At 64.1% G+C, this 10,854-nt stretch carries 15 protein-coding genes and 1 tRNA gene; 2 read left to right on the top strand and 14 right to left on the bottom strand.

Annotation, left to right across the window (positions count from 1 at the left end; genetic code table 11):
* Window positions 1-87 precede the first annotated feature (87 nt).
* The 11 genes from E3O45_RS15100 to E3O45_RS15150 all read right to left on the bottom strand — a co-directional run bounded on the left by E3O45_RS15100 (window position 88) and on the right by E3O45_RS15150 (window position 5,937).
* On the bottom strand, window positions 88-534 hold the full coding sequence (locus E3O45_RS15100; RefSeq protein ID WP_134444174.1) for a hypothetical protein: 447 nt from the start codon (window positions 532-534) through the stop codon (window positions 88-90).
* Complete coding sequence (locus E3O45_RS15105) at window positions 534-1,208, bottom strand: hypothetical protein (RefSeq protein ID WP_134444176.1); 675 nt, start codon at window positions 1,206-1,208, stop codon at window positions 534-536. The genes E3O45_RS15100 and E3O45_RS15105 overlap by 1 nt, the downstream gene beginning before the upstream one ends.
* Window positions 1,205-1,957, bottom strand: a complete 753-nt coding sequence (locus E3O45_RS15110) for a terminase large subunit domain-containing protein (RefSeq protein WP_166789515.1) — start codon at window positions 1,955-1,957, stop codon at window positions 1,205-1,207. Before E3O45_RS15110 ends, E3O45_RS15105 begins: the two co-directional genes overlap by 4 nt.
* Complete coding sequence (locus tag E3O45_RS15115) at window positions 1,954-2,445, bottom strand: hypothetical protein (RefSeq protein WP_134444179.1); 492 nt, start codon at window positions 2,443-2,445, stop codon at window positions 1,954-1,956. The genes E3O45_RS15110 and E3O45_RS15115 overlap by 4 nt, the downstream gene beginning before the upstream one ends.
* Window positions 2,442-2,684, bottom strand: coding sequence for a hypothetical protein (locus E3O45_RS15120; protein WP_134444180.1), 243 nt, complete (start codon window positions 2,682-2,684; stop codon window positions 2,442-2,444). The genes E3O45_RS15115 and E3O45_RS15120 overlap by 4 nt, the downstream gene beginning before the upstream one ends.
* A 346-nt stretch (window positions 2,685-3,030) precedes the next feature.
* On the bottom strand, window positions 3,031-3,297 hold the full coding sequence (locus tag E3O45_RS15125; RefSeq protein WP_134444182.1) for a hypothetical protein: 267 nt from the start codon (window positions 3,295-3,297) through the stop codon (window positions 3,031-3,033).
* Window positions 3,294-3,578, bottom strand: coding sequence for a hypothetical protein (locus E3O45_RS15130; protein WP_134444183.1), 285 nt, complete (start codon window positions 3,576-3,578; stop codon window positions 3,294-3,296). Before E3O45_RS15130 ends, E3O45_RS15125 begins: the two co-directional genes overlap by 4 nt.
* On the bottom strand, window positions 3,575-4,900 hold the full coding sequence (locus tag E3O45_RS15135) for a DUF3631 domain-containing protein (RefSeq protein ID WP_134444185.1): 1,326 nt from the start codon (window positions 4,898-4,900) through the stop codon (window positions 3,575-3,577). Before E3O45_RS15135 ends, E3O45_RS15130 begins: the two co-directional genes overlap by 4 nt.
* Window positions 4,897-5,259, bottom strand: coding sequence for a hypothetical protein (locus tag E3O45_RS15140; RefSeq protein ID WP_134444186.1), 363 nt, complete (start codon window positions 5,257-5,259; stop codon window positions 4,897-4,899). Before E3O45_RS15140 ends, E3O45_RS15135 begins: the two co-directional genes overlap by 4 nt.
* Before the next feature lie 85 nt (window positions 5,260-5,344).
* Window positions 5,345-5,719 carry a hypothetical protein gene (locus tag E3O45_RS15145; RefSeq protein WP_134444188.1) on the bottom strand — a complete coding sequence of 125 codons (375 nt, stop codon included), beginning with the start codon at window positions 5,717-5,719 and terminating at the stop codon, window positions 5,345-5,347.
* Window positions 5,716-5,937, bottom strand: a complete 222-nt coding sequence (locus E3O45_RS15150) for a hypothetical protein (protein WP_134444189.1) — start codon at window positions 5,935-5,937, stop codon at window positions 5,716-5,718. Before E3O45_RS15150 ends, E3O45_RS15145 begins: the two co-directional genes overlap by 4 nt.
* Window positions 5,938-6,065: 128 nt before the next feature.
* On the opposite strand from E3O45_RS15150, the gene E3O45_RS15155 reads away from it, so the two are divergent.
* Together E3O45_RS15155 and E3O45_RS15160 are read left to right on the top strand one after the other, a co-directional pair.
* Window positions 6,066-6,587 carry a helix-turn-helix domain-containing protein gene (locus E3O45_RS15155; RefSeq protein WP_166789516.1) on the top strand — a complete coding sequence of 174 codons (522 nt, stop codon included), beginning with the start codon at window positions 6,066-6,068 and terminating at the stop codon, window positions 6,585-6,587.
* Window positions 6,580-7,857, top strand: a complete 1,278-nt coding sequence (locus E3O45_RS15160; protein WP_134444192.1) for a site-specific integrase — start codon at window positions 6,580-6,582, stop codon at window positions 7,855-7,857. Before E3O45_RS15155 ends, E3O45_RS15160 begins: the two co-directional genes overlap by 8 nt.
* 11 nt (window positions 7,858-7,868) lie before the next feature.
* On the opposite strand, the gene E3O45_RS15165 is transcribed toward E3O45_RS15160, so the two are convergent.
* The 3 genes from E3O45_RS15165 to E3O45_RS15180 form a co-directional block, all read right to left on the bottom strand.
* Window positions 7,869-7,950: transfer RNA gene (locus tag E3O45_RS15165), tRNA-Tyr, on the bottom strand.
* A gap of 103 nt (window positions 7,951-8,053) precedes the next feature.
* Window positions 8,054-9,991, bottom strand: coding sequence for a biotin/lipoyl-binding protein (locus E3O45_RS15170; protein WP_166789517.1), 1,938 nt, complete (start codon window positions 9,989-9,991; stop codon window positions 8,054-8,056).
* Complete coding sequence (locus E3O45_RS15180; RefSeq protein ID WP_134444195.1) at window positions 9,984-10,850, bottom strand: DUF5666 domain-containing protein; 867 nt, start codon at window positions 10,848-10,850, stop codon at window positions 9,984-9,986. Before E3O45_RS15180 ends, E3O45_RS15170 begins: the two co-directional genes overlap by 8 nt.
* Window positions 10,851-10,854: the final 4 nt, after the last annotated feature.

Below are 10,854 nucleotides of genomic sequence, written 5' to 3' on the forward strand. Positions count from 1 at the left end.
GAGCTTCGAATGACTGCCTCGCATGGAGGCCGATCAGGTGGGGCGCAGGGCCTTACTTGACATAATACTCTGCACCCCCTGACATAGCTACCCGCCGATCACGTCACCCCAGCTCGCAGTCGGCGCGGTCACCTGTCCACCAGTGGGAGGAGTGCCCCCGGAACTCGGCGGCGCGACGTGCTGGGGGAAGTAGTGCGGCCGGTCGGCCTTGAGCGTGGCGAGCGCCGCGGTGACCTTCTCCGGGTCGATCAGTCCGTCGTCTCCGAGCACGTCGGTGACCTTCATTCGAGAGTCGAGGTCGTCGAGCGCCGAAGGGAGCACGCCGCCCGCCGCGGCGAGGGTGTGCAGGCTGTCGAGCTGGAATTTGCTCACAGTGCCGGCGAAGGCGTCGCGTTGGGTTTCGGTCTCGCGCAGTTTCGTGCGCACGCCCGCTTCGGCCTTGCGCTTGTCGCGGAGCATCTGCACCAGGCGTTCGACCGGCACGGCGGCCAGCTCGTCGTCTGCCACATCGTCGGTGTTCAGGTTGTCGGTCATCAGTTCCCCTTTCCAAGGGTTTCAGCGTTCTCGACGACATCAGGCCGTCGAAGTGTGTTTGAGGTGAAGGTGGCGAGGCTGAGGGCGCTCACGAGGTCGCCGTGGCCGTCGCCGGGGTTGCGGTGGTATTCGTAGGTGTCGCGGCCGGATGCGGTGATCTTCTGCCGAAACGAGGTGAATTCGTGCTCGAGCATGGGGCCGAGCGCCTGCCCCTCTGCCACCTTGAGATTCCCCTGTTGCAGCGGGACCAGGATGGACGCCATGAGGTCGTTCTTCGGGACGTTCCAACCGTTGCGCTGCAGCCCGCCCGTGATCGTCACGGCAATGGGCACGTTGCATCCGAAGTCGGCGCGGCGGTACTCGTCGCGGAACATGTCCATGACGGCCCGCCCCACGCCGGTCGCGTCGATAAACAGGATGCCGTCACGCATGGCCGGGCTGCGCATCAGGGTTGAGACGTCCGACACGATCGAGGGGTAAGGGGTGCCCAGCTCCCAGCGGCGCAGGTGACGCACGTGAAGCGCCTCCGCCATGGCAGGCTCGAAAACCTCCGGGCGTCGGTAATACTGCCCGATGGAGACCGACGGCGGGAGGGTCAGCACCCGCTCCACGACCACGAGCGCGGAAAAGTCGGCGCCCTGCCCCAGGTCAAGGCCGACAGTGAAACAGCTCATGTGAACTCCAATGGTTTGACTGCTCGCGAGAATGCGGCGCGTACGTGCTCAGTGCCGAATAGCTGGGTGTCGGTATCCCCGAAAATGCACTCATAGTCAGAGCCGAACACGAACGATCCGAGAGAGTCCCGAACCTCTTTGATCCGTGCCGGCGTGTACTGCTCCGACTCGTAGACCGTGACCTTGTGACGCTCCCAGGCGTTCACTGGATCCTCGTGCAGGTCGTAGAACCAGCCGCGGCGCCCCCACGGTGTAGAGAGGGCCAGAATCTGCCCGTCGCTGGCGACCATCGGGAGCACCGAGGCGAACACGTCGTCATCAATGCGGGATGCCTCATCGAGAATGAGCAGCTTCACGCCAGAGAAGCCACGGATGCCGCCCTCAGAGCCAGGGAGAGACACGACCCGTGAACCGTTCGCCAGACTCATCTCAGACGCGTTGTCGCGCTTGAGTCGAGGTTGCTCCCGCATCCCCTTGAAGAGGGATGACACCCGCAGCAGCATCTCGTCGGACTGGCGCTGAGTCGGGGACACGATCAGCACGTCACGCTTCGGGGTGTAGAGCGCCGTGTGCAGCGCCTTGTGACTGACCGTCTGAGTCTTGCCGACCTGCCGAGCACAGAGAACCAGGGCGCGCTTGGCCTGAGACCTCAACAGGCGTTGCTGCCACGTCTCCGCATCGAACCCACTGCCCCGGGCGAACACCACAGGATCGAGGGCCGACGCGAGGTCACCGGCAAGGGCGCTCACTGCTCCAGCTCCCCCAGGGCACCGGCAACCGCGAGGTGAGCTTCGGGGAAGGGACCGAGAGCACCGAGCAGCACCCCGCGCAGCTGCGACCACTCCGGGGAGGTCGAGACGTTCAGCACCTGCACGGTAGGCCGCTCGTCAAGCTCACCGGTTAGCTTGGCCAGCAGCTCCACAATGCCGCGCAGCTCACGGATAGCCGCGAGGGACAGCGACGCCTTGCCCTCCAACTGCGCAGCATCGAGCAGACCCTCAGCCTTGCTGTACAGGGCCTCAGCGCGGTCGATAGCCTTCACGGCACCGCCCGTCTCGCGCTGAGCTGTGACAGCCATGAGGGCCTTGGACAGGTGGGAGGCACGGTGCCGGCGCACTGCATCCTTCGACATGCCCCACCGCTCCCCCGCTGCCACGTTGGTCGTGCCGGTGGCCAGTGCCGCGTCGATCTTCTCCCGGTCAGAGTGAGCACAGACCTTGCATCGAGCCTCACTCACCGGGCGATTCCTTCGAGGGCATCGAGCCGGCCTTTGAGGTAGGCAATCCGCTGCCGATCGTTGACAGCCTGAACGCGCATAGCCGCGCACTCACCGCGCAGGGCGCGCACGTAGTCTCGGAAGGGTGCCGCGGCCTCGTGATCCTTGACATTCAGGGCCGCGATAGCCCGCCCGTACTGGCCCTGTAGCCATGCCAGGCGGCTCTTGCCCTCACGCACAAAGCGCGGATCGGCGCTCATAGTGCGCACCCCTCAGTGCCTGATAGACAATCAGATACCCGGCCTGAATCCCTTGTGTTTACTGGGGTCTGAGAGTCGGTGAGCACACTGTGAGCACAGCCCGAGTCAGTCGCTGCGCGGTCAGTGGGCGACTCTGCGCGGATAAGTGCGCCGGTTGCGCTCTCTTCTCCCTCTGCCCCAAGGACTTCGGCTGAGTGCCTGTCCCATTCGTCTCGTTCTGCTTGGGTGATTTGTTCGGCTGCCTTCTTGAATTCGGCGGCCATGCGGTCGATTCCTTTGAACACGTCTCCCCCTTCTTGGGCTACGAGGCCGTCGATCCATGCTCCGAGTCCGGGGCTCGTGACGGTCATGCTTGCTGCACGCTGTCGGGCTCGGTGGTGGAGTGGTACAGGCGGCCGTCTGCAGGGTCGATGTAGAAGTTCGGGACTGGCCAGCACTGGTAGAGCCGGTCCTTGACTGTCCCGTTCGTCCCGTCACCGATGTGCACATTCGCTTTGAAGACGTTGGAGGGCCTGGCGGTGACCGGCAAGGTGTCCACGTCGATGTCGATCTGTTCGCCATATCCGGGAGCGTCCGGGTCGTCATTGGTCCACAGGTAGTGTCCGAGCGTCACGAGTGCTCCTTCGGTTTTCTGATCTCGTCGGTGAGGGTGTCGAGCACCACAGCGAGGTTGCTGAGTGTGGCTATGGCGACCGAGGCCGCTCCCCGGTCGTCGAGTCCGATTCCTGCCAGGTGGGCGAGGATTGCTTCTCGTGCCTGATCGAGGTCGTGGCGTACACACGCGGCGGTCACGATCTCTTTGGTGAGCGCTTCGGCACGGCGGCTGATCTCGTCGAGGTCGACGAAGGCGAGGGGCATTCCCCCCTGGTCAGTGACAAGGATTGGTGTCTTCATGCTGCGAGCCTCCCGGCCTTATGTTCGTTGTCTCGTTTGCCGCAGATACCCGCGGTCTTGGATGCTGGGGCGAGTAGGGGAGCTGCGCAGACTCGGCAGGTCTCGCCGTCGGTCTTGGCGGCTCCGTCGGCTCCGTCGGTTCGAATCAGAGGGGTAACTCCCATGCGGCGCCAGGTCGGAGCGATCGTGCTGCGGTGGTAGCCGCGGGCGCTGTCGCCCTGGCGTTCAGAGTGCAGCTTGAACTTAGTCACCATCATTCGACCGAACCGCTGCACGGTGAGGTCCTTGCCGAACGTGCTTTCAGAGCTCCACATCTGGGGGTTGTGGTGAATCAACCGCTCTACAAGTTCCACTGTCGGGATGAATTGGAGGCTATCGGGCCATGCGGCGTACACGTCACGGAGCAGCGCTACGGCAGGGGGCACATTGTTGATGCCATCCTCGCGATCGAGTGCCGTGGCCGCTATGTCGCGAATGATGAGATCGTCAGCGATTCCGGCCCACTTCTCACTGGCTGCGGACGCAACCCGCTTGATCGGGTACCAACGTTCTTTGATGCGACCCACGGTCCCCTCCGGGATGCTCGGGCGGGCGGTCCGCACGAGTTCACGCACGGTCTCGGCTGCGGCTGCGAGGCGGGCTCCTAGCGCTTTCGCATCCTCTTCGATCTCTTCCCAGTCGGAGGACTCGACTACTCCTTCAAGGTCGGGGAGCAATAGCACGGTGATGCAGCGGGAACGGGTGTCATCGGGCAGGGCGGGCGAGTTGCCAGCCATTGCCACGGGGGAGAACGTGGACATCTCTGCAACCTCCCAGTTGCCACCCTTTACCGGAACGAGCACGGGGCGAGTTGCGCCGCGCTTGTAGCCGGAGTTCAGAACGGCGATCAGGTCCTCTACTCCCGGCTTCTTGGGATCGAGGGATCGGTCTACCTCGTCAATCAGGATCGTTCTCATGCCCGCGTTCAGCATCCGCGTGAGCAGAGCGGGAGAGGACAGAGACGCCGCCTGAATCGGGCTGAGGCAAAGGCGCGAGAGGTGCTCCAAGACCGTCGTCTTGCCTGAGCCGTGCATCGGAGAATCGAGCACGAGCCGGGGGGTCGAGTAGGTCTCGAAACACAGGTGCGTGTGGGCCGCCCAGAGAGTGAGTAGGTCGAGGTCGCGGTCATCCATGACGCAGACAAACCGCGCGAACCACGCTCGCACCTCGTCAAGGACCCTCCCTAATGAACCGACGGAGCCGACGGGACCGGCAGAACCGACGGCAGCCAGAACGGTGACCGAGCCGAGTGATTCTGTCGGGCTGGTCTTCGGCGCGGTCATCGTGCGCCGCCTGAATACAGCTCGTGTCGGGTCTTCTGAATGTCCACGTACGACGGTCCGATCTTGAGAGGCTTGCGGGGATTGAAGAGAAGCTGGTAATACCTGTCTGCGTCTGCTCGTGCCTGGTCGCGATCGATCTCCGCGCGGGTCATTTCAGGCAGCGTCGACGCCAGCGCGAGCCCGTGACCGTGGAGCACAAAACCCTGCAGTGCTGGCGTGAGATCGTCAAGCGCGATCGTGTCGGTTTGCAGTTGTTCGAGCACGACGGCGAGTCTCGTTTCGATGGTCGCGCCGATCAGCGCGGCCGCGGTGGTGGAGAGAGGAGCCCCCTGTAAGGCGCCACTCTCTCCCCCGGTCATTCGACAGCCTCGAGGCGGTCGGCGTAGGCGAGCAGCGCGGCCGCCAAATTTCGGGCATCTGCGGCGGTCAGTGTTCCATCCATGGCTACGCCCCTACTGTGATGAGGTATCGGCTGCGGTCGAGACTGCGTGCCTCGTCGGCGTTGCAGAGCGATCTGAGCAACAGGCTGTCGGGCTTGATGACGAGGCCGTCAGTCGTGGCGACCGTCGCATTCCTGCGCAGCTCTGCGCGCTTTGCGCAGGCGATTTCGTGCATCTCGTCGAACCGATCGAGGATCAACATCCATACGCCCTCGCGGTTATCGCGCATGGCAGACGACAGCAGCACGTTCTCGGGGTGCGGGTGCTCATCAAACCATGCCTGAGCGTCGCGCTGGTCTGCGGTATTGGAGGTTGTCGAGAGAGTGTTCATGATGTGCGGCTCCTGGTCGCTTGTGGCCGTGGTGGCCGGGTGGGTCAACGGGTGATGCCGAGTTGCTTCAAGACGGCGGCGATCGGGACAATGAGCTTCTTACCGATCCGCAGCGTGGGGATCTCTCCTCGGCGTGCTGCGGCGTAGCTCGAGGATGAGCCGAGGCCGTAGAACATGCGGCCGGCTGTCGGCACGTCCGTAGATGCCTCGCGCTTGAGGTCTTCGAGAGTGAGAGGCACCCTCACCGGTTCGAATGGAATGGTCATGTCAACTCCAGTTTCATGCGATATTCGGTATTTCCGCTTATTCCGCAATACTTGATAGTAGACACAGCGTCAGCAATATGTCAAGATACCGATACGAGGGAATTTCCCGAATATCGCAAAGGAGTCCAATGCCCACCGAAGACGAAGATCGAGGCAGCGATGAGATCGACCTTGAGAGCCTGGTTGCGAAGTTCCTCGAACGACAGCGCAGGCTGAACAATTGGACCTACGAAGAGTTGGCCCTGCGCCTGTCCCCGTACATCAAGGTCCATCCCAGCGCCCTTCAGAAGGTGGTCAAGGGCACCCGCAGAATTACCGTTAATGAGCTTGCCGCCTACGCGAAGACTTTCAGCGTTCCCGCGGTGAAGTTCTTGGATGAGGCCGCATGGAAAGAGCCAGTGAGGCCCAGCGCAGACCTGGTGAAGTACTCCCAGGATCAGCTTTACAAGATCAAGGCCACGATGAACCGGCGAACCCACAAAATCGAGCAGATTGTCGAGCAGCTCGAACAGATCCAAAAGGACGATGCTCAGGCCGATCGCTCGCTCGCAATCCAGATTCAGAAGATTGAATCGGCCAAGTTCGGCGAGGGAATAGTCAACTTCACCCCATTCGACGACAGCCCCGTGGCGGGTGAACCCAATGGCTGACCTCTCACGCCGTTGCGGATGCCGCGACGAGAACGGCAAGCAGTACGGCGCCAAGTGCCCGAAGCTCAAGAACAGCCGGCACGGCACCTGGGGTTATCGCCTGAGCGCAGGATTCCACCCCGAGACGGGGAAGCGGCGCTACGTCACCGAGTTCACCTTCGACAGTCAAGACGCCGCGAAGACAGCGAAGCTCGAGGCCGAAAAGAAGCTGCACGCCGGCACCTTCAAATTCGAGAAGCAGCTACTCGGGGAATATCTCACAGCGTGGATTCGACGCGCGATCAAGAACGGTGACCTCAAGCCTTCGACAGCGAATTCCTACGACCGGTACATAACGGCTGACATTGTGCCAGCGCTCGGTTCCCTTCAAATCACCGCCATGCGGAAATACCACGTGGCCAACTTCATCGACGACCTGATCGACAATGGCCGCGGCGCCACGACCATTCGACGGATTCACGCGACGCTGCGCAGCGCCCTGAATGACGCTCTCGAGCGCGATCTCATCGACTACAACCCAGCGGCACGGGTGAAGCTCCCTCGCGTGGAGAAGACGAAGCTGCGCCCGTGGGAACCGTCTGAGGCTGGGGTGTTCCTTGACGTAGCAGCAGAGCACCGGCTGAGCGCTCTATTCGAGACAGCGATTCTTACCGGACTGCGCCGCGGCGAGCTCGTGGGCCTCCGGTGGTCCGACATAGACCTGGCATCCCGCAAGCTCACGGTGAGCGTGCAGGTGGTCCGCGTCGGGAAGCAAGCCCTGGAGGGAAGCATCAAGACCGAGGCCGGCCAACACCGCGTCGTGCCCCTCGATGATCGAGTGGTGGGCGCCCTCGTCGCCTGGCAGATTCAGCAATCAGTAGAGCGCGACCAATGGGCCGAGCTCTACGAAGACAGCGGCCGAGTGTTCACCATGGAAAACGGTGCCGGGCTCCGTCCTGAGTATCCGTCCCGACTCTTCGAACAGCTGCAAGCGAAGACCTCCCTCCGATCTCAGCGATTCCACGACCTCCGGCACCTATTCGCCTCCCTCGCGCTCTCCAACGGCGAAGACATGGGCATTGTGTCGAAGATCATGGGGCATTCAAACAGCCAGATCACACGTGACCTTTACGCGCACCTGGTGGGCGACAAAGCACGCGACACGATGCAGGGCGTTGCGTCACTCTTACCGCCGCGGCGCCTTAGTGTGCTCACAAGTGTGCTCACGGAGACAAAAGAAGCCCCGCTCGGAACCTCCGTGGAGGCCCTTGCGGGGCTTACTTCCCAGTAAAACTGGGGGTGTGGCGAGTGCGAGGTTCGAACTCACGAAGGCTACGCCGTCTGATTTACAGTCAGATCCCTTTGGCCGCTTGGGTAACTCGCCAGACGCTCCCGACCAGGTGTAATCACTTGACCGGAGACGCGGGGTTAACAATACAAGACGAAATGCCTCACCGAGAAATCAGCACGTTTGACAAGGCGGGCGTCTACCCGGCGGGCGGCCCAACCATACCGGCCGGCGGGGTGCGCAGCTCGGTCGACGTGTCGCCGCCGAGGCCCGCGAGTCCGCTCGCGGTCTCGGTCTCGGAGCTGGCGATGGCGGCATTCAGATCGGCCAGAATCACCGTGTCACCGATATCGATTCCCGACCTGATCTCGGTCAGTTCGGAACCGACCGCACCCACCGTCACCTCGGTACTCATCGAAACGCCATTCTCGAGCAGATCGACCGTGTAAATCGCATCGGCCAGGTGCACGGCCGAAGTCGGCACGGTAAACACCTCGTCGAGGCTCGCCACCGCAACGGCGACCGCGGCCGAGCCGCCGTTCAACAGGGCGGGGTCGGTGCTCTCCAGCGCAATCTGCACCGTGTAGGACGGCGTTGACGACGATGACACGTTCAGGATTCCGATCGCGCTGACCCTTCCGGACAACTCGTCGTCAACGCTCGCGACATCGACGGCTGCGCTTTGGCCGACGACGACCCCGGCGATGTCGGGGAGCGAGACGGTCGTGCTCACCACGAAACCGTCCTCACCGATGATGGTGATCCCGGCACTGGACGATGACGCCGTGACGGTGTCACCGACCGCGAGGTCGACAGCCGCGACGGTGCCGGCGATCGGGCTGGTCAGCGTCGCCAGCGTCAGATTGCGCTCAGCGATCGCCAGCTCCGCGACGGCCGCGTCGATCTCGGCCTGGTCGGCCACAATGGTTTCGGCCGAGGCGACCGTTGCGGCCGCAGCGCCACCCGCGGTGGTGCTCGGCACTTCGGCAGCGGATGTCGCAGCCGCGCTGGTCGCCGACGCGGCGCTTGATCCGGCGCTCGCGCTGGTGCGCGGAACCGTGGCGGCGGCACTCCCCGTCGATCCGGACTTCGCCGTGCCGGCTACCGCGTTCTGTAGCGCGCTGACGGACTGGTTGAGGTCATCGACGAACGTGAGCACGCTGGCCTGAGCCTCGTTGGTCGCGGTCTGGCCGGCGAGCACTGCGGTGATGGCGCTCTGGCAGTCGGCGAGGGCGAGTTTCGCAGCCGCAAGCTTCTCGGCTGCGGTCAGGGGGGTAGCGGCGGTCGTATCGGTCGTCGTATCTGCAGTCGTATCCGCGGTCGTATCCGTGGTTGAATCCGCGGTCGTATCCGTGGTCGTATCTACGGTTTCATCCGCCGCAGCTTCGTCAAACGCGGCTTCCAGGAAAGGCAGGCACACGTCGGTCGTCGACGCGATGGCGGCGTCGGTCGCAGCGAGCGCGGTTACGGCCACGTCGTACTGGGCGAGCAGGGCGGCTTGCGCAGCGCCGACCGCCGTGACGGCTTCCGTCATCGCGGCCGAGACCGCGCCGGTCGAAGCAGAGGTCGAAGCAGAGGAGGTCCCCGAAGTAGCGCCGGCACCCGACGCAGCCGACGTCGTCGACGTGGCCGCAGCATCCGTGGTCGATGTCGTGCTCGTCGCCGTCTGCGAGTCGAGGTCACTCTCGAGAGTGAGCTGGGCGCTCGCGACATTCGCCTCTGCCTCGTCGATCGCGTCGTTCAGGCTAGCAACGTCGAGGGTGGCGAGGGTCTGCCCGGCGGCCACCGTATCGCGCAGGCTCACTGCCACGCTGCTCACCGTGCCGGCGACCGAAAACGATGCGTCGCTGCGGCTGGCTGAGGCCAGGGTCCCGACCAGGTCGAGCGATTCGCTGACCGAACCGAGCGCGGCTGCGACCGTTCGGTAGTCGCCGCCCTCGGCACGGATCAGGGCGTAGGCGACGCCACCGCCGGAGGCGACGAGCACGGCCGTGACCGTTCCCACAGCGAGCAACCGCCGGTGCTGCTGCCGGGCTGCCCACAGCTTCTTCGCGGATGGCTGGTGCTGCACAGCGGATGGCTGGTTCTCCACAGCGGATACCGCCGCGCTCGTGTTGGTCGCGGTGCGCTTACTCATTTGCGTCGCCACCCATTCGGCCACCGGGGCCGGCCATGGCACTCACGCAGCCGTCGTCGCCGGTCGCCGAGAGTGCGACAGCACTAGCCGCAAAGCTTCCGGTGTCGTCGGCCTCGCCCTGGGCGCTCGCGCACAGTCCGACCGAAAGCGCCGATGCATCAGAAGCGGATGTCTTGATGTAGCTGGTCGCGTCGTCGACCGTCACCGTCTCGCTCGCCACCACACCGTCAACGTCGGTCGAATCGACCGTGATGGCGGTTGCGGTGACCGCGGTGACGAGGCCGCTCGTGCGGGTACCGAAGCCGCCGGCATCCGCTGGCAGATCGGTCGGCATACCGGTCGGCGCGGTCCCGTCGGCACCCATCGTCATATCCTCGGGCATATCGCTTGGCATATCGGTCGGCATATCGGTCGGTGGCGTGCCACCGGGCATGCCACCGCCACCCAGTCCGCCCAGGCCCAACGCGCATGCGCCGTCGACCGCGTCGGTGACGGCGATGCTCGTCGCGACGGTTGCGGCATCCGTGCCGTCGGCCGCTGCCGCACTCGACAGATTCACGCACTGGCCAACAGTCACGTCGGCCAGTGTCGCGGCGAGCGTCGAGGTGAAGGTCGTGGCGTCGGAATAGGTCACCGCGGTCTGCGATTCGCCGTCCTGCAGCTGAAAGGTTTGCCCGGTCAGAGCCGCGATCTCGCCGTTCAGGCCGGGCGCGAGTCGCTCTTGTCGTGCAGCGGTATCGCTCGAGGTCGCCGCAGCGGCGGTGGAGTCAGAGGTGCCGGCGCAGCCCGAGAGCAGCAGCGCGCCAGCGAGGGCGAGTGCCCCGCCCGCGAATGCCGCCCGGCGCTTGAGTTTCATCATGTCA

It is taken from the genome of Cryobacterium sp. TMS1-20-1, assembly GCF_004402355.1.
GTDB lineage: Bacteria > Actinomycetota > Actinomycetes > Actinomycetales > Microbacteriaceae > Cryobacterium > Cryobacterium levicorallinum.

Coding starts and splice junctions, on each gene's coding strand:
- E3O45_RS15100 (WP_134444174.1), bottom strand. CDS start 534: ATGACCGACAACCTGAACACCGACGATGTGGCAGACGACGAGCTGGCC.
- E3O45_RS15105 (WP_134444176.1), bottom strand. CDS start 1,208: ATGAGCTGTTTCACTGTCGGCCTTGACCTGGGGCAGGGCGCCGACTTT.
- E3O45_RS15120 (WP_134444180.1), bottom strand. CDS start 2,684: ATGAGCGCCGATCCGCGCTTTGTGCGTGAGGGCAAGAGCCGCCTGGCA.
- E3O45_RS15130 (WP_134444183.1), bottom strand. CDS start 3,578: ATGAAGACACCAATCCTTGTCACTGACCAGGGGGGAATGCCCCTCGCC.
- E3O45_RS15135 (WP_134444185.1), bottom strand. CDS start 4,900: ATGACCGCGCCGAAGACCAGCCCGACAGAATCACTCGGCTCGGTCACC.
- E3O45_RS15140 (WP_134444186.1), bottom strand. CDS start 5,259: ATGACCGGGGGAGAGAGTGGCGCCTTACAGGGGGCTCCTCTCTCCACC.
- E3O45_RS15150 (WP_134444189.1), bottom strand. CDS start 5,937: ATGACCATTCCATTCGAACCGGTGAGGGTGCCTCTCACTCTCGAAGAC.
- E3O45_RS15155 (WP_166789516.1), top strand. CDS start 6,066: ATGCCCACCGAAGACGAAGATCGAGGCAGCGATGAGATCGACCTTGAG.
- E3O45_RS15160 (WP_134444192.1), top strand. CDS start 6,580: ATGGCTGACCTCTCACGCCGTTGCGGATGCCGCGACGAGAACGGCAAG.
- E3O45_RS15170 (WP_166789517.1), bottom strand. CDS start 9,991: ATGAGTAAGCGCACCGCGACCAACACGAGCGCGGCGGTATCCGCTGTG.
- E3O45_RS15180 (WP_134444195.1), bottom strand. CDS start 10,850: ATGATGAAACTCAAGCGCCGGGCGGCATTCGCGGGCGGGGCACTCGCC.